Source organism: Peribacillus sp. NPDC097225, from assembly GCF_044761955.1.
In the GTDB taxonomy this organism is placed as follows: Bacteria; Bacillota; Bacilli; order Bacillales; family DSM-1321; genus Peribacillus.
Genome location: NZ_JBIWDJ010000004.1, coordinates 123,628 through 143,978, shown reverse-complemented (window position 1 = coordinate 143,978; position 20,351 = coordinate 123,628). Strand labels below are relative to the sequence as shown.

17 protein-coding genes are annotated in these 20,351 nt (G+C 44.3%); 10 read left to right on the top strand and 7 right to left on the bottom strand.

The annotated features are described in order from the left end of the window. Nucleotides 1–42: 42 nt before the first annotated feature. The 3 genes from ACIQXH_RS13495 to ACIQXH_RS13485 form a co-directional block, all read right to left on the bottom strand. A complete protein-coding gene (locus ACIQXH_RS13495; protein ID WP_402870657.1) occupies nucleotides 43–576 on the bottom strand; it encodes a YceI family protein in 534 nt (177 codons plus the stop codon). 172 nt (nucleotides 577–748) lie between these two features. After that, a complete protein-coding gene (locus ACIQXH_RS13490; RefSeq protein WP_403124275.1) occupies nucleotides 749–2,962 on the bottom strand; it encodes an MMPL family transporter in 2,214 nt (737 codons plus the stop codon). Between the two features lie 155 nt (nucleotides 2,963–3,117). Further along, a complete protein-coding gene (locus ACIQXH_RS13485) occupies nucleotides 3,118–4,848 on the bottom strand; it encodes an N-acetylmuramoyl-L-alanine amidase family protein (protein WP_403123964.1) in 1,731 nt (576 codons plus the stop codon). Nucleotides 4,849–5,201: 353 nt separating this feature from the next. Between ACIQXH_RS13485 and ACIQXH_RS13480 the strand changes: the two genes are divergently transcribed. The 5 genes from ACIQXH_RS13480 (at nucleotide 5,202) to ACIQXH_RS13460 (ending at nucleotide 13,576) form a co-directional block, all read left to right on the top strand. Then, nucleotides 5,202–6,779: a catalase gene (locus ACIQXH_RS13480; RefSeq protein ID WP_402954568.1), complete on the top strand. Its 1,578-nt coding sequence runs from the start codon at nucleotides 5,202–5,204 to the stop codon at nucleotides 6,777–6,779. Between the two features lie 148 nt (nucleotides 6,780–6,927). Continuing rightward, nucleotides 6,928–7,158 (top strand): DUF2198 family protein, encoded by a 231-nt coding sequence (locus ACIQXH_RS13475; protein ID WP_402870665.1) that lies wholly within the window; start codon nucleotides 6,928–6,930, stop codon nucleotides 7,156–7,158. Nucleotides 7,159–7,377: 219 nt separating this feature from the next. Then, nucleotides 7,378–9,363, top strand: coding sequence for an excinuclease ABC subunit UvrB (uvrB, locus tag ACIQXH_RS13470; protein ID WP_403123962.1), 1,986 nt, complete (start codon nucleotides 7,378–7,380; stop codon nucleotides 9,361–9,363). Nucleotides 9,364–9,369: 6 nt separating this feature from the next. After that, the gene (gene uvrA / locus ACIQXH_RS13465; RefSeq protein ID WP_403123959.1) at nucleotides 9,370–12,249 is read left to right on the top strand and encodes an excinuclease ABC subunit UvrA; all 2,880 of its coding nucleotides are present in this window, start codon (nucleotides 9,370–9,372) and stop codon (nucleotides 12,247–12,249) included. 226 nt (nucleotides 12,250–12,475) lie between these two features. Further along, complete coding sequence (locus ACIQXH_RS13460) at nucleotides 12,476–13,576, top strand: DUF4097 family beta strand repeat-containing protein (protein ID WP_402870674.1); 1,101 nt, start codon at nucleotides 12,476–12,478, stop codon at nucleotides 13,574–13,576. A 47-nt stretch (nucleotides 13,577–13,623) separates the two neighbouring features. Here the strand turns inward: ACIQXH_RS13460 and ACIQXH_RS13455 are convergent, their stop codons facing one another. Beyond that, nucleotides 13,624–14,301 carry an N-acetylmuramoyl-L-alanine amidase gene (locus ACIQXH_RS13455; protein WP_403123956.1) on the bottom strand — a complete coding sequence of 226 codons (678 nt, stop codon included), beginning with the start codon at nucleotides 14,299–14,301 and terminating at the stop codon, nucleotides 13,624–13,626. 185 nt (nucleotides 14,302–14,486) lie between these two features. Between ACIQXH_RS13455 and hprK the strand changes: the two genes are divergently transcribed. Genes hprK through ACIQXH_RS13430 form a run of 5 tightly spaced genes read left to right on the top strand, consistent with a single transcriptional unit; the run spans nucleotide 14,487 to nucleotide 18,408 of the window. Next, nucleotides 14,487–15,422, top strand: a complete 936-nt coding sequence (gene hprK / locus ACIQXH_RS13450; protein ID WP_402870680.1) for an HPr(Ser) kinase/phosphatase — start codon at nucleotides 14,487–14,489, stop codon at nucleotides 15,420–15,422. Between the two features lie 28 nt (nucleotides 15,423–15,450). Beyond that, the gene (gene lgt / locus ACIQXH_RS13445) at nucleotides 15,451–16,263 is read left to right on the top strand and encodes a prolipoprotein diacylglyceryl transferase (RefSeq protein WP_402870683.1); all 813 of its coding nucleotides are present in this window, start codon (nucleotides 15,451–15,453) and stop codon (nucleotides 16,261–16,263) included. Between the two features lie 27 nt (nucleotides 16,264–16,290). Then, entirely contained in the window at nucleotides 16,291–17,235 is a 945-nt protein-coding gene (locus ACIQXH_RS13440) for a nucleoside recognition domain-containing protein (protein ID WP_403079582.1), read from the top strand. Continuing rightward, entirely contained in the window at nucleotides 17,225–17,893 is a 669-nt protein-coding gene (gene ppaX / locus ACIQXH_RS13435) for a pyrophosphatase PpaX (RefSeq protein WP_403123953.1), read from the top strand. The genes ACIQXH_RS13440 and ppaX overlap by 11 nt, the downstream gene beginning before the upstream one ends. Further along, nucleotides 17,890–18,408 (top strand): acyltransferase, encoded by a 519-nt coding sequence (locus tag ACIQXH_RS13430; protein ID WP_403123951.1) that lies wholly within the window; start codon nucleotides 17,890–17,892, stop codon nucleotides 18,406–18,408. The genes ppaX and ACIQXH_RS13430 overlap by 4 nt, the downstream gene beginning before the upstream one ends. A gap of 14 nt (nucleotides 18,409–18,422) precedes the next feature. Here the strand turns inward: ACIQXH_RS13430 and ACIQXH_RS13425 are convergent, their stop codons facing one another. From ACIQXH_RS13425 to ACIQXH_RS13415, 3 genes are all read right to left on the bottom strand, one after another. Then, a complete protein-coding gene (locus ACIQXH_RS13425) occupies nucleotides 18,423–18,569 on the bottom strand; it encodes a YwzD family small protein (protein WP_402870694.1) in 147 nt (48 codons plus the stop codon). Between the two features lie 63 nt (nucleotides 18,570–18,632). Then, a complete protein-coding gene (locus tag ACIQXH_RS13420) occupies nucleotides 18,633–19,253 on the bottom strand; it encodes a class D sortase (RefSeq protein ID WP_403079578.1) in 621 nt (206 codons plus the stop codon). Nucleotide 19,254: 1 nt separating this feature from the next. Next, complete coding sequence (locus ACIQXH_RS13415; RefSeq protein ID WP_402991295.1) at nucleotides 19,255–20,289, bottom strand: processed acidic surface protein; 1,035 nt, start codon at nucleotides 20,287–20,289, stop codon at nucleotides 19,255–19,257. Nucleotides 20,290–20,351 lie beyond the last annotated feature (62 nt).

The window sequence follows — 20,351 nt, the reverse complement described above, 5'->3', positions numbered from 1 at the left end:
GGCAGGTTGCTCTGCTCTTTGGGGGCTTTTTAATGAAATATTTTACGCTTCTTTTGCGGCTTCGATATCAATGGAAATGGTGATTTGATCTCCAATCAGTACCCCGCCCGTTTCTAGGGCTGCATTATAGGTTAAACCATAGTCGCTGCGCTTCACTTTCCCTTTGCCACTGAAGCCGGCTTTTTCCGTACCCCATGGGTCTTTTCCTTGCCCTTCGAATGTCATGACGAATGTTTCTTCTTTTGTTACTCCGTGAAGCGTGACATCACCGGTTACGGCATACTCATCGTCATCCGTTTTTTTGATGTCTGTAGCTTTAAATGTCAGGTTCGGGTTCTTTTCAACGTCAAAGAAGTCAGCAGAACGCAGGTGGTCGTCGCGGTCATTATTGCGTGTGTCGATGCTGGCCAAATCCACTGTGAAATCAATTTCCGCTGTTGTCAGGTCGGTTGGGTCTGCAGAAATGCTGGCGTCAAATTTATTGAAACTTCCTTTTACTTTTGCAATCATCATGTGTTTTACAGAAAACTCTATCGCGCTGTGTGTAGGGTCGACGATCCATTTTGTTTTAGCCATTCTAAATTCCTCCTATTTCATCTTGAAATTATATATCTTTAATTTGAGATAATTTAACATATTGTAATTATATGAGCTAGGGGTTCCAGAGTCAAACGTTTTTTCCTTTATTTAGAAAATGCAAAAAAACCTGTGCCGCATGTGTGCGGACACAGGTCTAAGAAAGAAACTCTTAGTTAGAACGTTCTTTTTCTTCGTGAATCGGGGCTTTACTTGGCCAGAAAGCATAGCGACCAAGCAAAGCGGTAATCGCCGGCACTAGGAATGGGCGAACGATGAATGTGTCCATCAGTACACCGAGTGCGGTAATGAGTCCGAATTGGACAAGCACTTGAATCGGCAACGTAGCGAGCACAGAGAATGTAGCTGCCAAGATGATACCGGCTGAAGTGATGACGCCACTTGTTTCGGTTACACCTTCTCTTATGGCTTGCTTGATTGGCATCGTCTTCTTCTTGCGCCATATGCTCGATACCATAAAGATGTTGTAGTCTTCCCCTAGGGCGACAAGGAATACGAATGAATACAACGGAATCGTGCCTTCAATTGCATCCACACCCATGAAGTGGTGAAGGATGATCCAGCCTAAGCCCATAGCGGCAAAGAAGGAAAGGATAACCGTTCCCATTAAATAAGCCATGGCTGTTACGGAACGAAGGTAGGCTAACAGTAGCAATGAAATCAAGACGATGATGATTGGGAAAACCAAGAATTCATCTGCCTTGACCGTTTCGCGTTTATCGTGTTGCTCGGCTGTCTGGCCGCCAATCCATACTTTTTCATCAACGGATGAGATCTTCGCTTCTTTCAGTTCTTTTTCTACGGAACTGCGTATATCTGAAATGGCGTCGATGGCTTTCGTATCGTATGGGTTGATATTGAATTTGACTTCATAGGATTGTAAATCCTTATTGGTCTCACTCCTTACAGGTTCTGAGACACTTCCGATCAGGCTCATATCCTTCAGGGAATCCGTTAAATCGATATCCTTACCATCCGTATCGACGACGACTGTTGCCGGTGCAAGTTCACCAGGAGAGTAGGCATCGGAAATGACGGTATATCCTTCACGAGAGTTGATGTCTTCTGGGAATGAAGAGAGGATATCATAGGAATATTTTATTTGTGATGAATAGCCAGCTAAAAGGCCGAAAAGAATCAGGCAAGTAAGGATGACGGTCCATGGCTTTGTTGTAACGATATTCCCAATCCATTTTCCAATGCGTCCGCCTTCTTTGTGTATCTTGACGGGTTTGCCCTTTTTCTTCGCGCGTGCTTCTTCCATTTCGGGTGTACGTGGAACGATCGGGAAGAAAGAGGCCCGGCCGAAAACGGAAAGTAGTGCAGGAACGAGAGTTAAGGCAGCAATCATCATGATTAATATGGATAAGCTGAATGGTACGGCGAAACGATGATAAGCACCATATTGAGCCACGAGCAATGTTAATAGGGAGACGACGATCGTCAGACCGCTCATCGCAATGGCGCCTGAAGAATCTTTAAAGGCAGCCATCATGGCTTCTCGTTTGCTTTCGTGTCTTCTCAATTCACTACGGTAGTGGGATATCAAGAATAAACAATAATCGGTTCCCGCCCCGAATAGCAATACGGTCATAATCGAAATGGCCTGCGCATCGACTGTAATCCAGCCGTGGTCTGCCATGAATCCTAGGATAGGACTTGTGACAAGGTAAGCGAAACCGACCCCGATTAATGGAATGATCGCTAAAAGTGGTGAGCGATAAATAAGTAATAAGACGACAAGAACGAGTATAACCGTCGCCAGTAGTAATTGAATATCGGCACCGGCAAATAATCCAGTCGCATCGACGGAGATCCCGACAGGACCCGTTACACGAAGGGACAGGTCTTCAGAGTCGATTTTAACCTTTGAAGGGTCCGTACCGACGCGTTCGGTTACTAACTTATTGATGCGTTCAATGTTTTTTTCCAAAACGGCTGTCCCGGCACTTTCCTCAAAGAAGAGGGGCTGTACGAAAGTCGTACCATCTTCAGAAACAGAGCCCTTTAGTGCGGGCAGTGGAGCGTTGTGAAGAGGAGGTAAGAAGGATTGCTGTTTTAAGGGACTTTCTGTAAGCTCTTTGGAAAGGTTTTGAATTTCAGCTAAATCAGCATCAGTCAGTCCACCCTCCCGATGCCATGTAAGCAAGGCAGGTATCCCTGAGGAATTAGGGAATTCTTTTTTTATCAGTTCATCCGCTACGACAGAATCTGAGTCTGCAGGTAAATCAGTAGGAACATTTTCCGTTTTATCGTTCACTGCCGGTAACGTGAAGGTTAACAGTACTGTCGCAATAATCCAGATGGCGATGACAACCCAACGGCTGATTGTTCCGGTCATCATTTTGCTTAATCTTCCTAACATGTTCAATGAAGGCACCTCACTTTTGAAATTTTTATCATAATCCACTCTTAATTATAAAGGGGAAACTTTCCTATTTGCAAAACTGGGTATGCAGTTTCTTGAATTTCTAAAAAAAAGCTTTGGAAGGTAAATCCCTCCAAAGCTTTTTTGATTCATTAAAATAAATTGAAGTATTTCTTCAACCCATTAAAGATACCAGTGACGGCCGTGTCTTGATAGGCGCTCGTGGCAATGAGCTTTTCTTCTTCCAAATTGGAGATGAACCCTAATTCTAGTAATATCGCAGCTTGCTTGTTATCCCGGATGACCTGGAAGTTCCCCGTTTTGGCACCACGGTCCCTCAATTTTGTTTCTTTGATGATTTCAGCTTGTACGGTTTGTGCGAGCTCTTTTTCATTGACATTCGATGCTAGATAAAATGTTTCAATGCCGTTGGCTGAGCTGGGACCAGCATTATAGTGAATGCTGATAAAGACATCGGGTTTGTTGGCCTGGCTGATTTCCACTCGTTTACTTAAAGAGGGATACGTATCGCCTGTTCGTGTCATGACGACTTTTGCACCGGCCTCCTCCAATTTGGCTTTCAGCTTTTTAGCCGTGGAAAGAGTTAAATCCTTTTCCCGATTATTTTTCCCGGATGCCCCAGGGTCAGACCCGCCATGCCCCGGATCAAGGACGATCACCTTGCCTTTAAATCCATCACTCGGTTTGGTCTTCGATAGATACGTGAGGGAGGCCCATCCTACCAAACCGGATTGTGTTTCGACCTTGCCCCAATCTCCTTGTGTTTCCGTCACTATGACACTATCACTTCTATCGACGGCCCCTATTATTTTATTCGTTGCCGAAGGTCCATTGCGAATGTTCAACGAGTCGGAAATGACATAGTATTTGGTTGGCTTGGTTTTGACCGGTTCTTCTTTTATAGGTGCTTCTACTTTAGGTGGTGTGGTTGTTACTGGTTTTGTTTCTTTCGGCTTGGTTTTTGCTAGATAGGTAAGGGAAGCCCAACCTGTTTTCCCGGAAGCCGTTTTGATTCTTCCCCATTTGTCTTTCTCTTCATAAAGCGTGACAGCCTCCCCTTTTTTTAGAGTGGTGACTTTGTCTGCTTTTGAGTTACCCGATTTCCTTACGTATAGCTCGGCAGCTGTTACATAGTAAGTCGTTTCCTTAACGGCTGAAGGAGATGCAGTAGGTTTTTTCTTAGATAGATAGGTTAAGGAAGCCCATCCGGTCACGCCGGAAGCCGTCTTCACGTTTGCCCAGTTACCCGATTTTTTAATATAGGTAACGGCAGCGCCCTTATTGATCGTCGCCAGCTTCTTTGACGTGGTATTGGCAGACTTACGGACATACAATGAACTGGCTGTAACATAGTACTTGGTTGTGCTGACAGCTGCCGGTTTAGCGGTGGCTGTAGGCTTGGAACTAGATATGTATGTTTTAGAAACCCAACCGGTTTTCTTTTTGGAAGATACATAGATTTGTAGCCAATTGCCTTTGGTCGATTTAATTTCTACGGCGGTTCCTTTAGGTAAGGTTGCGAGAGACTTGCTGCTTGTATTATTTGATTTTCTTAATACTAACGAGGAAGCTGTCACATAACCTAACTCGTCCAAATACGTGGTGGAAACCCAGCCCGTTAGTTTTCCATACTTGATTTTCGACCATCCGGATTTTTGTGAAGAGATCGTCACTTCTTTTCCTTTTTTTATTAAGCCCAGAGATTTTGCGGTGGTCTTAGGTTGTTCTCTTATATGGAGGGAACTAGCTGTAACTTTGGCCGTTTTGGAAGCGGCTTGAACTTGATCGGTGGCGTGTGGATACGAGAAAATCGTCAAAAAAACCAAGGTTGCTGCAAATAGGGTGATTATTCTTCTTTTCATTAAAGCTCGCTCCTTTAAATTATGCTGAAATAATCGAATGGCTATGGTTCATCCAGAGGTTGGGTCAGAATAACCCTTGGTAAGTGAATATAAGTGCACATATTCTGCGGAGATGCCTTCATTGGAGTAATCTCCATGATTTTTATCGGTATCATTGGCGATAGTGTGAAGGAGATTCATTAATAATAGTACAATATACTCACATCAATTAGTAGGTGTTTTTTGGAACTTTTTGTAGGTAATTAGAACGTAATTTACATTAATTGAAGAATTTTGAATTAATATGAGTGAAGTTTGAGGAATTGGGGATGTTAGTTGGAGTGATGGATGATATTTACAAAGGAGGAAATTTAGTGTCTGATCAACCAAAAGAGACGAATAATGAATCGGAAGAAACCTTGACCAACCGACAAGGGCACCCCATAACGAATAATCAAAGCATCCGGACTGTTGGAAACAGGGGACCAAGTACATTAGAGAACTACGACTTCCTGGAAAAAATGAGTCACTTCGATAGAGAGCGGATTCCGGAGCGGGTGGTACATGCACGAGGTGCAGGTGCACATGGATATTTTGTTCCGACAGGCAAGGCGGGAGACGAGCCGGTTTCTAAATATACGAGAGCAAAGGTCTTTCAAGAAGCGGGTAAAAAAACACCGGTCTTCGTCAGGTTTTCTTCGGTCATTCATGGGGGAACCTCCCCTGAAACATTACGTGACCCTCGTGGATTTGCCGTTAAGTTTTATACGGAAGATGGAAACTGGGATTTAGTAGGGAACAACCTCAAAATATTCTTTATCCGCGACGCCATGAAATTTCCCGATTTGATCCATGCCTTCAAACCCGACCCGGTTACGAACATTCAGGATGGCAGAAGGATTTTCGATTTCTGCTCAAGTTCTCCGGAAACCTTCCATATGATCACCTTCTTATTCTCGCCTTGGGGCATTCCGGCTAGCTACCGCATGATGCAGGGTTCCGGGGTCAATACGTATAAGTGGGTGAATCAAGAGGGAGAAGCAGTCCTGGTCAAGTACCATTGGGAACCAAAGCAAGGGATCAAAAACTTGACGCAGAAAGAAGCGAATGAGATTCAGTCGACGAATTTCAATCATGCTACACAGGATTTATATGAAGCAATCGAAAATGGGGATTACCCAGAATGGGATTTAAATGTACAGATCATGAGTGATGATGCCCATCCTGAACTGGATTTCGATCCATTAGACGATACGAAGATTTGGCCAAAAGACCAATTCCCATGGCTGCATGTCGGCACGATGGTTTTGAATAAGAACCCGGAAGATTATTTCACCGAAGTCGAGCAGGTTGCTTTTGGAACGGGAGTCCTTGTAGATGGATTGGATTTCTCGGATGATAAGATGCTCCAAGGCCGCACATTCTCGTATTCGGATACACAACGTCATCGCGTGGGGGCCAATTATCTGCAACTGCCGATCAATGCACCGAAAAAACGGACGGCGACCAATCAAACGGGCGGCCAAATGCAGTATGAAGTGGGTAGAGGAAACCAAAGTCCTCATATCAACTACGAACCATCGACTGTAGGAGGATTGAAAGAGGCTGAGCAGACGGGTAAAGAGTATACCCCTTTTGTGGAGGGCAAACTGGTCCGTGAAACGATAGATCGCCAAAGCAACACGAAACAAGCAGGTGAAACGTATCGTGAATTCGAGGATTGGGAAAGGGACGAATTGATCTCCAATCTAGTGGATGCACTCGCACCTGCTGATCCACGCATTCAAGAGAAGATGATTGCCCTTGCTGAAGAGGCCGATAAAGATTATGGCCGTCGTTTGAAAGATGGATTAGCGGCAGCTTCCCAACATACCGAGTCTTCCAAACCAATGGGTGGTACGGACAATCCAGAGGAAGCAGTCGAAAAAGGTCATGACGCCGATCCATATTAATAGGATGCAAAAAGTGAACTCCCTTCCTTGAAGGGGGTTTCCCTTTTGTATACCGCTTGTTCGTTTTGCAGGAAATAGATTGGCAAAAAACCAAGGAATCATTTAAACTGTAACTACTCTATTTTTCTCTTACAAAGGAGATGAAAAAATGATTAAATTTCTTTCAGCCCTTCTATTACCCGGTCTTCTAGTCATGCTATTTTCAAGGGTCACCTATAACTATATTGTAGGTCTTATACTAACGGTTGCATTGATCGCCGCTTCCGCATATAAAGGTTATACACATACGAACTTATTAATAATCATTGATGCACTATCACTGACGGTGGGTTTCTGGTTATCAAAAAGAATGATGAAACGAACAGCCAAGAGCGCCTAATTTATAGAGGTGCTTTTTTTGTCTCGATTTCTATGAAAAGGACTCTTTGACCTGCTAGGTTATAAAATACGAAACAGAATGTTTGTTCGCTTTTCGGTGGTTTGTTTTGGGGATATTGTGGTAGAATGTGTATATATAGTTCTTTAAACGGAATAAATAGAAGGAATAAATCATATCCCTTTTTTCATATAAAACTAATTCAGTAGGAGGCCATGCTTGGTGAAGGAAACGTTTGAGTTAGTCTCAAAATATTCTCCGCAGGGAGATCAGCCAGCGGCGATAGAAAAGCTTGTTGCTGGCATAAAAGAAGGAAAGAGTATGCAGACGCTGCTTGGAGCGACAGGAACAGGGAAAACATTCACTGTCTCCAATGTCATCCAACAAATCAATAAGCCTACTCTTGTCATTGCCCATAACAAAACGTTGGCAGGGCAGCTTTACAGTGAGTTCAAAGAGTTTTTCCCCAATAATGCGGTTGAGTACTTTGTCAGCTATTACGATTACTATCAGCCAGAAGCCTATGTGCCTTCCACTGATACTTTCATAGAGAAAGATGCCAGTATCAATGATGAAATCGATAAACTCCGCCACTCGGCGACATCCTCTTTGTTCGAACGGGAAGATGTCATCATCATTGCCAGTGTATCCTGTATTTATGGGTTAGGTTCCCCGGAAGAATACAGGGAGATGGTGGTATCGCTGCGTACTGGTATGGAGATAGACAGAAATGCACTGCTGCATAAACTTGTAGATATTCAATATGAGAGAAATGATATTGCCTTTCAACGTGGAACGTTCAGGGTCCGCGGAGACGTAGTTGAAATCTTCCCGGCCTCAAAAGATGAACACTGCGTTCGGGTCGAGTTTTTCGGGGACGAGATTGACCGGATTCGGGAAGTCGATGCCCTGACTGGCGAGATCACTGGTGAACGGGAACATATCGCCATCTTTCCGGCATCCCATTTCGTGACACGTGAAGAGAAACTGAATGTGGCGATTCAAAATATTGAAACGGAACTTGAAGAACGATTGGCAGAACTTCGTGAAGATGAAAAGCTTCTTGAAGCACAGCGATTGGAGCAACGGACCCGTTACGATTTGGAAATGATGAGGGAGATGGGTTTCTGTTCGGGTATCGAGAACTATTCCCGTCATTTAACCCTACGCCCCGCAGGAGCTACACCTTACACCTTGATTGACTATTTTCCGGAAGACTTCCTATTGATTGTCGACGAGTCACATGTGACCCTTTCACAGATCCGCGGCATGTTCAATGGCGATCAGGCTCGGAAGCAGGTATTGGTGGACCATGGATTCCGCCTACCCTCTGCGAAAGATAACCGGCCACTCAGATTCGAGGAGTTTGAAAAGAAAGTCCATCAATCCATATTCGTTTCGGCAACTCCAGGACCATATGAATTGGAACATACGCCGGAAATGGTCGAGCAAATTATCCGACCTACTGGATTGCTTGATCCTACCATTGAAGTGCGACCGATTGAAGGGCAGATTGATGACCTGATAGGTGAAATCCAGGAACGGGCTAAACGGGATGAACGGGTTTTAATTACGACATTGACGAAAAAGATGTCCGAGGATTTAACGGATTACCTGAAGGATATAGGAATCAAGGTTCAGTACCTTCATTCTGAGATAAAAACGTTGGAAAGAATTGAAATCATCCGGGAATTGAGGATGGGGAAATATGATGTCCTTGTCGGGATCAATCTTTTGCGGGAAGGTCTGGATATCCCCGAAGTGTCCTTGGTGACCATTCTCGATGCTGATAAAGAAGGATTCCTCCGCTCGGAACGTTCACTCATCCAAACGATGGGCCGTGCCGCCAGGAATGCAAACGGGCACGTCATCATGTATGCTGACCGGATAACGAATTCGATGGAACTGGCCATCAGTGAAACGACGCGCCGACGGGAAATCCAGGAAAATTTCAACAAAAAGCATGGAATCACACCACAGACCATCCAAAAGGATATCAGGGATTCCATCCGGGCTACGCAAGTTGTTGAAGATGGGGAAGCGTATCAGGAAGATCCGGCTATCAAACTGTCTAAGCTTCCGAAGAAAGAGCGCGAAAAAGTGGTGGCAAGCATGGAAAAAGAAATGAAAGAAGCGGCAAAGGCACTGGATTTCGAACGGGCTGCCGAACTGCGTGATTTAATATTAGAGTTAAAAGCGGAAGGGTGACGAAACATGGCAATGGATAAAATTGTGATTAAGGGTGCAAGGACCAACAACCTCAAGAATATCGACGTCACGATACCGAGGGATAAGCTTGTGGTGCTAACGGGATTATCCGGTTCCGGGAAGTCGTCCTTGGCTTTTGATACGATATATGCGGAAGGACAAAGACGTTATGTCGAATCACTCTCGGCTTATGCCCGCCAATTCTTAGGGCAGGTGGATAAACCAGACGTGGATATGATTGAAGGGTTATCTCCTGCGATATCGATCGATCAGAAAACGACGAGCAAGAACCCTCGTTCCACTGTGGGAACCGTAACGGAAATTTATGATTATTTAAGATTGCTATATGCGAGGGTCGGCCGGCCGACTTGTCCGATCCATCATATCGAAATCAGTTCCCAGACGATTGAACAAATGGTTGATCGTATACTTGATTATCCGGAACGGACAAAGCTTCAAGTATTGGCACCACTCGTTTCAGGAAGAAAGGGAACGCATGTGAAAGTGCTGGAAGAAGTGAAGAAACAAGGGTATGTCCGTGTACGGATTGATGGGGAGATGTATGACCTCAGTGATGATATCACCCTTGAAAAGAATAAAAAGCATTCAATAGAAGTCATCATTGACCGGATCGTCATCAAAGAAGGAATCAGGGCAAGACTTGCAGATTCCTTGGAAAGCGCTTTGAAGCTTGGGGATGGCAAGGTCATTATAGATGTGATGGGCGAAGAGGAATTACTCTTCAGTGAGGATCATGCTTGCCCAATCTGTGGTTTTTCTGTTGGGGAGTTAGAGCCGAGGATGTTTTCTTTCAATAGTCCATTCGGGGCCTGTCCGGATTGTGATGGTTTGGGTGCAAGGCTTGAAGTGGACCGTGATCTGGTCATCCCGAATAAAGAGTTAAGTCTTCGCCAGCATGCCATAGCGCCATGGGAGCCGACGAGTTCTCAATATTACCCGCAGCTCCTTGAAGCTGTAGCGACTCATTATGACATCGATATGGATATCCCGGTCAAAGACCTTCCGGAAGAGAAACTGGAGAAAATCTTACTGGGATCAGGTAAGGATAAGATCTATTTCCGCTATAAAAATGATTTTGGAAGAGTGCAGGAAGGCCATATTCCGTTTGAAGGGGTTTTACGAAATATCGAACGGCGTTTTAAGGATACGAACTCCGATTATATACGGGAGCAAATGCAGAAATACATGTCGGAGAATCCGTGTCCCACATGTAAGGGGCATCGATTGAAAAAAGAAAGCCTCGCTGTCCTCATTCAAGGTGTCCATATAAGCGAAACAACGGCTTTATCGGTTTCAGACTCCTTGCAGTTTTTCGATAACCTGGAGTTGACCGAAAAAGAAGCCGCGATTGCGAAGTTGATCTTACGGGAAATCCGCGAACGCCTTGGTTTCCTTGATAACGTCGGGTTGGATTATTTGACGTTAAGCCGGGCAGCAGGAACATTATCGGGTGGGGAAGCTCAGCGTATCCGGTTGGCTACCCAGATAGGTTCACGTCTGACGGGGGTGCTGTATATTTTAGATGAACCTTCCATCGGTCTGCATCAGCGTGATAATGACCGATTGATTGACACGCTAAAAAACATGCGTGAAATCGGCAATACGCTCATCGTGGTCGAGCATGATGAAGATACGATGCTTGCGGCAGATTATCTGATTGATGTGGGACCGGGAGCAGGTGAACATGGTGGAGAAATCGTAGCTGCCGGCACCCCGGAAGAAGTCATGAATAATCCCCAATCATTAACGGGCCAATACCTTTCCGGAAAGAAGTTCATCCCTCTTCCGTTAGAACGCCGAAAAAACGACGGACGGTTCATTGAAATCAAAGGGGCTAAGCAAAATAACCTGAAAAACGTCAATGTTAAATTCCCACTTGGGGTGTTTACATCGGTCACTGGGGTTTCCGGTTCTGGTAAAAGTACGTTAGTGAATGAAATCCTTCATAAGTCTCTAGCGCAAAAACTGAACCGTGCCAAGGCTAGACCTGGGGAGTACCGTGAAATTAAAGGGATTGAACATTTAGATAAAGTGATTGATATTGATCAATCGCCAATTGGCAGGACGCCTCGTTCTAACCCGGCCACCTATACAGGCGTGTTCGATGATATTCGTGACGTTTTTGCATCAACGAATGAAGCGAAGATCCGTGGGTATAAAAAAGGACGTTTCAGCTTTAATGTGAAGGGCGGCCGTTGTGAAGCCTGCCGAGGTGACGGAATCATTAGGATCGAAATGCATTTCCTTCCTGATGTCTATGTTCCATGTGAAGTCTGCCATGGAAAAAGGTATAACCGTGAAACACTGGAAGTGAAATATAAAGGGAAAAACATTTCCGATATCCTTGATATGACTGTCGAGGAAGGTGTCAGCTTCTTCGAAAATATCCCGAAAATCAAACGGAAAATACAAACGCTATTTGATGTGGGGCTAGGGTATATCAAGCTTGGGCAACCGGCAACCACATTGTCAGGCGGTGAAGCCCAGCGGGTGAAGCTCGCTTCCGAATTGCATCGCCGCTCAACTGGCCGTTCATTTTATATCTTGGATGAACCGACTACCGGTCTGCACGTCCATGATATCGCCAGGTTGCTTGAAGTCTTACAGCGACTTGTGGACAATGGGGATACCGTTCTCGTTATCGAGCATAATCTTGATGTCATCAAGGCATCGGACCATATCATTGATTTGGGTCCTGAAGGCGGAGATAAAGGCGGGACCATCGTAACCTACGGAACACCAGAGGATATTTGTGAAGTGCCTGAATCTTATACAGGGAAATATTTAAAGCCTGTGTTGACCCGTGATAAAATCCGGATGGAAAAATGGATCGAAGAAAAAGAACAAGAGCATGAACATGTTTAATAGCAAGCCAATTCGGCTTGCTTTTTGTAGAAATATGGCAGGTTCTTTTTAATTAATCAGTTGATTAAAATCAATTGAACTCCATTATTTCCGGGGAAATGTGTTCTTTCCCCTTTCAGAAATTGTCGCCACTCTTTGTCGATAAATGGAATTGGGATAATTATGAAACTTTTCACCTGTCTGGGCGTATGTATGTGTAAGGTACTCTAAGAAAGTGGGGATGTCTATGCAAGCGGAAAAACAGAGAATATTAGAGATGGTACAAGAAGGAAAGCTGACAGCTGTAGAAGCATTGAATCTGTTGGAGGAATTAGAAAAGGCTAGTTTGGAAAGTGATGCAAAAGAGCAGAAGTTGCAAAATGAGCTATCCACCGTTGTTGTCAATCAGAAAAGTGATGACAGTGCCCAGGATAGCTTCAAGAAGAATGTACAATCCTCTAAGGAAAAAATCTTAGGCTTCGTTGAAAGTGCATATAAAAAGATTAAAGAAACGGATTTGGATTTTAACTTTGGGAAATCCGTCGAGGTCAGTCATATTTTTCAACATGATTATGAGTACCTGGATGAAATCGATATCGATATCGCAAATGGGAAAGTGAAAATCGCAACATGGGACCAGCAGGATGTACGAGTGGAATGTCTTGCTAAAGTGTATCGGGTGGAAGATATAGAAAAGGCGAGGGAGACCTTCCTAGAGGAAGTTCACTTTGCAATCGACGCTGGGAAAATGAAGTTCAAGGTCCGTGAAAAGACGATGAAGGTCGATACGGTGTTGTATATCCCGAGCAAGGCCTATGAAGACATTCAGGTTAGGCTGTTTAACGGTGCAATCACTACAGAATCCCTGACGGCAGAGAAACTTAAGGCCAAAACAGCAAATGGTGTCATCCATATCCAACAAGGGAAAGGTGAAACATGCGAACTTGAAACGGGTAACGGAACCATCACCATTTCAGATACGAATTATGATGAGCTCGAGGCAGAAACATTAAATGGGGCAATTAATGCCGATGGGCACTTCAAGAAAATGGATGTTCAGTCCTTTAACGGGGAAATCGTCTGCAAGAATCAAGCGCAGGATTGTGAAGCAATCCATGCCAAATCGATTACTGGGAAGGTCCAGCTGATTTTGCCTCCAGGAAAGGCGATTGAAGGAGAGTTGAAGTCTAACTTAGGAAGTTTTAACGTAAGCTTAGAGGGAATGACCATCGTCGAAGAAAAAAGTGATGTGGTTCAAAAAGTGCTTAAGTTTAAAACGACTAGTTTTGATGATTCGGTCCTCCATGTATTCGCCGACACGAAAACGGCAGCCATCACGGTTTCTTAAAAGTAAAAAAAAAGCGTAAGCCCGCCAGTTAGACTGACGGGCTTTGTTTATGTTTGCTTGGTAATGAAGGCATCATAACCATCTTTGGCCAACTTTTTGACAAGGGTTTCAGCTTTTTTCTTATCCGTGAAGGCTCCGATTTGGACTTTATACAGAATGGTGGAGGAGCCCTCGTTTTTAAGCTTATAATGGGCAAGGACACTTTTGGCGATGGACTCTCCGCATGTTTTCCGAAAGGCTTCCGTTTTTAAAAGGGAGGCCTCCTGTTGATTGGTCATGAACCCACATTCGATTAATAGTGCAGGGCATTTTGTTTCACGAAGAACCTGGAAGTTTGCCGTCTTCACTCCTCTGTTCTTCAATTGTGTGGCTTTTACCAAATCATGTTGGACTTTTTCGGCGAGGGAGAGCGATTCCTTCGGTTTAGAGGTATGAACATAAGTTTCAATCCCGTTTGCCTCATGCCATTTCCCTGATCCAGCGGCATTCGCATGGATGGAGAGGTATAGGTCAGCTCCGAGGGCATGGGATTTCCGGGTTCGTTCACCAAGAGGGACGTCCCTTTCATCTTCGTGGGCGTAATAAACCGTGATGCCTTTTGATTTTTCTAGATAGTGTTTGATGAAGGCAGCCGTCTCGCGATTGAACTCATATTCCTTCATGCCATCGGGAGATCGCTTGCCGGGGGTCGAATAACCGTGGCCGGCATCAAGTACGACTTTCATGGGTTATCCCTTCCTTTCGAAATCCTGTATTCTTCATTATAATCAAATGGGAAAGGGGTAAAGTAGCTTCCGGATAGGAAAAAAGAATAAATTGATCATGCGTGGTTTGGTTATTTACAGAATAATGCTAAAATGAAAAAGTATCGCTAAAAATAAACATCGCTCCAAAAAAGGAGGAAAGATATATGGCAAAAGTCCGTACAAAGGATGTAGTCGAAGCATTCGATCTTGAACTTATCAGTGGTGAAGAAGGCATTAACCGTCCAATCGTTACAAGTGATCTTTCTCGGCCAGGATTGGAAATAGCCGGTTTCTTCGACTATTATCCTGCAGATCGCGTACAACTCCTGGGAATGACGGAGATGTCGTTCTTCAACCGTCTGAATGAGGCCGATCGAATTCAAAGGATGGAAGAACTATGTAGAGACTATACACCAGGAATCATCATCACTCGTGGTCAGGAAGTGCCTATCGAGTTGATTGAAGCGTCGGAACGCGAGTCCGTTCCTGTCATGCGGTCTTCCATGAAGACAACGAGGTTATTCAGCCGTCTGACGAACTTTCTCGAAAGTAAATTAGCCCCCACTACAGCGATTCATGGTGTGTTAGTGGATATCTATGGATTGGGTGTACTGATTACCGGAAAAAGTGGGGTCGGTAAGAGTGAGACGGCGCTCGAACTGGTTAAACGTGGACATCGTCTTGTAGCCGATGATTGCGTCGAAATCCGCCAGGAAGATCAGGATATGCTTGTCGGGAATGCTCCGGATTTAATTGAGCACCTTCTTGAAATCCGGGGACTGGGCATCATCAATGTCATGACGTTATTTGGGGCCGGAGCTGTTCGGAGCCACAAGAAAATTTCCATCGTCATCAATCTGGAACTTTGGGAAAAGAATAAGCAATATGACCGGGTCGGTCTGGATGAAGAGACAATGAAAATCATTGATACAGAGATTACGAAAATCACCGTTCCGGTTCGTCCAGGACGAAATTTAGCTGTCATCATTGAAGTGGCCGCCATGAATTACCGGTTAAAACGCATGGGTGTTAATGCGGCGGAACAATTTTCGGATCGTTTAAATAATGCTATTGCCGATTCGGACAACGATGAATTTTAAGTAAAGTTATCAGAAAAGAGGGGACAAAATGGAGCAAGGAATTCAACCACTAAATCCGATTGCGATTGAACTTGGTTCCATCCAGATACATTGGTATGGGCTGATTATCGGGTTTGGGGTACTACTGGGCCTTATCATTGCCTTAAGGGAATCAGAACGCCGAGGCCTGGACAAGGAACTATTTACGGATATGATCCTTTTTGCAGTGCCCATTGCGATTATATGTGCACGCATTTATTATGTTATCTTCCAATGGGATTATTATTCACAAAACCCCGGGGACATCATTAAAATATGGAATGGCGGAATTGCCATCCATGGGGCATTAATCGGTTCGGTCCTAACCGCCATCATCTTCGCAAAGGTAAAGAACGTATCATTTTGGAAGTTGGCGGATATCGCTGCTCCAAGTTTGTTGCTAGGTCAGGCCATTGGCCGTTGGGGCAATTTCATGAACCAAGAAGCGCACGGTGGGGAAGTAACCAGGGCCTTCTTGGAAAACTTACATCTTCCAGAGTTCATTATTAATCAAATGTACATAAATGGAACGTATTATCACCCGACCTTTTTATACGAATCGGTCTGGAACATAGTCGGCGTGGTCATCCTCCTATTATTGCGTAAAGTGAACTTGCGTAGGGGAGAGTTATTTTTAACATACGTTCTATGGTATTCAGTTGGTCGCTTTTTCATTGAAGGGCTGCGGACCGATAGTTTGATGCTAACGGATTCACTTCGGATTGCCCAAGTGATTTCCATTGTCTTGATCATTATTGCTGTTGCTTTCATTCTTTATAGAAGGTTCCGTGGTCATGCGGATAAACGATATTTAGATGCATAGAGAATATGTGTAAAGGGAGAGGGCATAGTGATAGTAGATTCCGTTAAGAGGGGAATTCTTTCTGGTTTAAATACTACTTGGACATTGGGGAAAATCATTTTTCCGGTTACATTGATTGTGACGGTGCTTCAGTATACACCTGTATTACCATGGATGATTGACTTAATTGCGCCACTGATGAATTTAATCGGTCTCCCTGGTGATGCGGCCATCCCGCTTGTACTAGGGAACTTCTTGAATTTATATGCGGCAATTGCAGGAATCTTGACGCTCGATCTCACGGTAAAGGAAGTCTTCATCATTGCCGTGATGTTATCCTTTTCACACAATTTATTTATCGAATCGGGGGTAGCCATGAAAACGGGCGTCAAGCTGTGGGTCATTTTGCTGGTCCGGTTTGGTCTCGCCCTAGTGTCTGCCGTCATCATCAATCTCGTTTGGCAAGGTGGAACGGAAATGGCCCAAGGTTTTGCGGTTCCGGAGACAGTCGAGATTACCGGGACGGGTGCGATTCTATTACATGGGGTCATTCAGGCTCTATACGGAATTGGACAGCTGGCGCTCATCGTGATGCCCCTTATGGTCGTTGTTCAGATTATGAAAGACTTAAAATGGCTGGAGGCCTTCTCCAAGGCACTTGCTCCTTTTATGAAAATCCTGGGGATGAAGCCAAATACATCAATGCCATTTGTGGCAGGGCTGACACTTGGCCTTGCTTATGGAGCGGGTGTGATGATTCAGGCTGCCAAGGAAGACAATGTCTCGAAGAAGGATATGACCCTCGCGTTCATCTTTTTAGTAGCCTGCCATGCCGTTATAGAAGATACATTGATTTTTATACCACTGGGGATTCCCGTTTTGCCTTTATTACTAATCAGGCTGGTCACCGCCATTGTCCTGACGATGGTAGTCGCTTATATATGGAATCGATACAGCAGTGTACAGAGGAAGGATGCCGCATATGAACAGTAAAATAACTACACTATTATTTGACCTGGATGGAACGTTGATCAATACGAATGAATTAATCATCGCCTCCTTTACGGAAACGTTGAACCATTATTATCCCGGACAATTCAAGCGGGAGGACATCATCCCATTCATAGGCCCGACATTGGTCGATACGTTTACTTCGATAGACCCGGAACGCGCGGATGAAATGATCGCCCGCTATCGCGAACATAATTGGAAAAACCATGATATGCTGGTAACCCAATTTGATGGGGTTTTCGAGACGGTCCAAACGTTGAAGCAAAGTGGCTATAAGCTAGCTGTCGTGACGACGAAAAAAAGGGATATTGTCGAAAGAGGCTTACGCTTAAGCAAACTTGATCAATTCTTTGATGTCGTAGTCACTTTGGATGAAGTGAAACACGCAAAACCAGATCCGGAGCCGCTGTTAAAAGCATTAAAGCAGCTTGACTCCATCCCAGAAGAAGCGGTGATGATTGGCGACAGCCATCATGATATTCTTGGTGGAAAAAACACCGGAACGAGAACAGCCGGTGTTGCGTGGTCCATAAAGGGCCGGGAGTTCCTGAAAAGCTTTCATCCAGATTTTATGCTGGAGAACATGTCTGATTTATTGGATATAGTAGAGGCTGAGAAGTTTGAAGAGGTTAAGGGATGAGACGGACGACCCGCTTTCCAGTGAAAGGGGCCAATTCACTTTGGCATGTGTATAAAACCGTCCCGTTCTGGAAAGTCGTGAAGAATTTTATTGTGATTCAACTAGCAAGATATACACCGTTTTTAGGCATGAAAAATTGGTTGTACCGGACCTTTCTGCGAATGGAAGTGGGAAAGCATACCTCGTTCGCCTTGATGGTCATGCCGGATGTCATGTTTCCTGAAAAGATTTCAGTGGGGCGGAATACAGTCATCGGCTATAATACGACGATTCTTGCTCATGAATATTTGATCGACGAGTACCGGTTGGGAGAGGTGGTCATTGGGGACGAAGTACTGATTGGAGCCAATTCCACCATTCTGCCTGGACTGACAATCGGAAATGGGGCAATTGTTTCAGCTGGGACGCTTGTTCATAAGGATGTTCCAGAGGGAGCTTTCGTTGGTGGGAATCCGATGCAGCTGATTTATACTAAAGAAGAAACGCTGAAGCGTGAACAGCAAACTTCTTTATAAGAAAAAGGACTTGCTCAATGAGTAAGTCCTTTTAGCTGGGACAAATCCTTTTTTAGCTGATCCATAACCTCTGCCAATGATATATTCTCTTCACTAGACGTGATTTCATATGTGTTTCTTACGATTTGAAAGAACTTTTCCTGCGCCCTTTTATCGGTCACGCGCCCGTCCTCCTACTCTCTTATAATGGAGAGAGGGCTGCAAAAAGGATGCAGCCCTCTCTTTTAATTGTCCACTTCCGATTTCAGTAAATCAGCAATCAATACATATCGCTCTGGTGCACTACCAATATATGAAAAGGGATAGCAGGTTGTTACCGTTAGCGTGGCTTTGGGCTTGGGTACGATCACGGTCCGGTCATCGGCATCAACAATACGGACCTTTCTTACCTTATACGTGAACGTGCCTGCTTCTGTCTTCGTGATCAGCAAGTCCCCCTTACCAACCTCACCTAGCTTCCGGAATACAGTGTCCCGATGGCCAGATAAAACGGAATTATCCTTTTCCCCAGGCAGGACAGAACCTGCATAATGGCCGACTCCCTTTTCAAGCTCATCCTCATCTGTTCCATGAAAAATCGGTAAGGTTGCTTCGAGCTTGGGGATATACAGTTCACCCACCAGGTCGCCCATTTCTGGCCTTTTTTCATATAGTTGATCAGGAACAGGGTCCTTTTTTTCTGGGTGTAGGGTCGCCGTCGACTCCACACTATCCGGCTTGTTCCATTTATAGAGGGCATAGCCTTTTAACAGCGTATAGGCATTCGTCGTCGTAAAATAAAACCCTACAATTATGAGGCAGGAAGCTACAAGGAGCAGCCACTTTTTCTTTTGCTTGGGATTCATCTTATTTTACGAGTGTCGCTTTTCTGATCAGCCTGTAGGCAAGGGCAATCATCACTAAGCCGATTAACGCACCAAAAAGATAGTTACCGGAAGTTTTGGGCATCAAAGCACCTTTTTCCGTTTTATGTGTAGGCTTTTCTTGTTTTACATCAGCCACTTTGGTTATGACCTTCGTTGTTTGCTTAAGGTCATTTCCTGTTTCTTTCACTAAATTGGAACCAATCATTTCCCCAGTCAATTTAAAATCAAGCAAGAGGTTGCCACTTAAGTCATAGATGGAGACTAGCAAGCTAGCATTCGTTAAATCCTCTAGCTGGAATAATGATTCAAGAGAAAGAGTGGAGGTAACGCCTTCATGAGTTAAGGAAAACTTGAATTGAATCTGCAACAAGTTTTGCAATTCATCATAAATTGAAAGCATTTCAGCCACTTGTTCAGCGGAAAGTTCATCGATTGTATCAAAGTATTCCAATTGTTCCATCTTATCGGCAATCGCCATTAAGCGTGATTCGAAGGAAGGGTCCTCGACGATGGGCAACAAATGGTTCATCAGGCGGTCGAGTTCTTCTTCTGTGAGATCGACTTCGGTAAATAGACCATCCATCAAATCAAGAAGATCCTCGTCGGCATAATCCATGTCTGATTCTAAATCCATATCAATGATATCTTGAATATCGTAAATGAAGTGAAACGAATCGAGAATGGTTTCCCCTTTTTCCATTTCGCCATATTCCACTAATAAGCTCGTAACCTCTTCTTCGGTCATTTCATATTCATCCAGGAGCTCCTGTAAAGATTCTGGAGTAACGATGGGACCACAAGTATCGCGTAGCTCTTCCAATGAATCGAAATCTTTCAAAGTTAAATCATAGTAGTCCAAGTACTCTTTTAACTCGTCTTCCGTCATTCTTATTTCAGCAAGATAGGCATTCAGCTCATCTTGATTGATTTTCATTGCGGCAAACCCCTTATCCCCGCCAAACCCGAACGTAAAAATGATGACACTTGCAACAATAAACGACAAAAATCTCTTCAAATCATTTCCCCCTAAGAAGTTAAAATACACCTAAACCACTAAAAATTATAAATCCTCCATAC

Coding starts and splice junctions, on each gene's coding strand:
- ACIQXH_RS13430 (WP_403123951.1), top strand. CDS start 17,890: ATGAGACGGACGACCCGCTTTCCAGTGAAAGGGGCCAATTCACTTTGG.
- ACIQXH_RS13455 (WP_403123956.1), bottom strand. CDS start 14,301: ATGAAAGTCGTACTTGATGCCGGCCACGGTTATTCGACCCCCGGCAAG.
- ACIQXH_RS13485 (WP_403123964.1), bottom strand. CDS start 4,848: ATGAAAAGAAGAATAATCACCCTATTTGCAGCAACCTTGGTTTTTTTG.
- hprK (WP_402870680.1), top strand. CDS start 14,487: ATGGCAAAAGTCCGTACAAAGGATGTAGTCGAAGCATTCGATCTTGAA.
- ACIQXH_RS13495 (WP_402870657.1), bottom strand. CDS start 576: ATGGCTAAAACAAAATGGATCGTCGACCCTACACACAGCGCGATAGAG.
- ACIQXH_RS13420 (WP_403079578.1), bottom strand. CDS start 19,253: ATGAATCCCAAGCAAAAGAAAAAGTGGCTGCTCCTTGTAGCTTCCTGC.
- ACIQXH_RS13490 (WP_403124275.1), bottom strand. CDS start 2,962: ATGTTAGGAAGATTAAGCAAAATGATGACCGGAACAATCAGCCGTTGG.
- uvrA (WP_403123959.1), top strand. CDS start 9,370: ATGGCAATGGATAAAATTGTGATTAAGGGTGCAAGGACCAACAACCTC.
- ppaX (WP_403123953.1), top strand. CDS start 17,225: ATGAACAGTAAAATAACTACACTATTATTTGACCTGGATGGAACGTTG.
- ACIQXH_RS13460 (WP_402870674.1), top strand. CDS start 12,476: ATGCAAGCGGAAAAACAGAGAATATTAGAGATGGTACAAGAAGGAAAG.
- lgt (WP_402870683.1), top strand. CDS start 15,451: ATGGAGCAAGGAATTCAACCACTAAATCCGATTGCGATTGAACTTGGT.
- ACIQXH_RS13475 (WP_402870665.1), top strand. CDS start 6,928: ATGATTAAATTTCTTTCAGCCCTTCTATTACCCGGTCTTCTAGTCATG.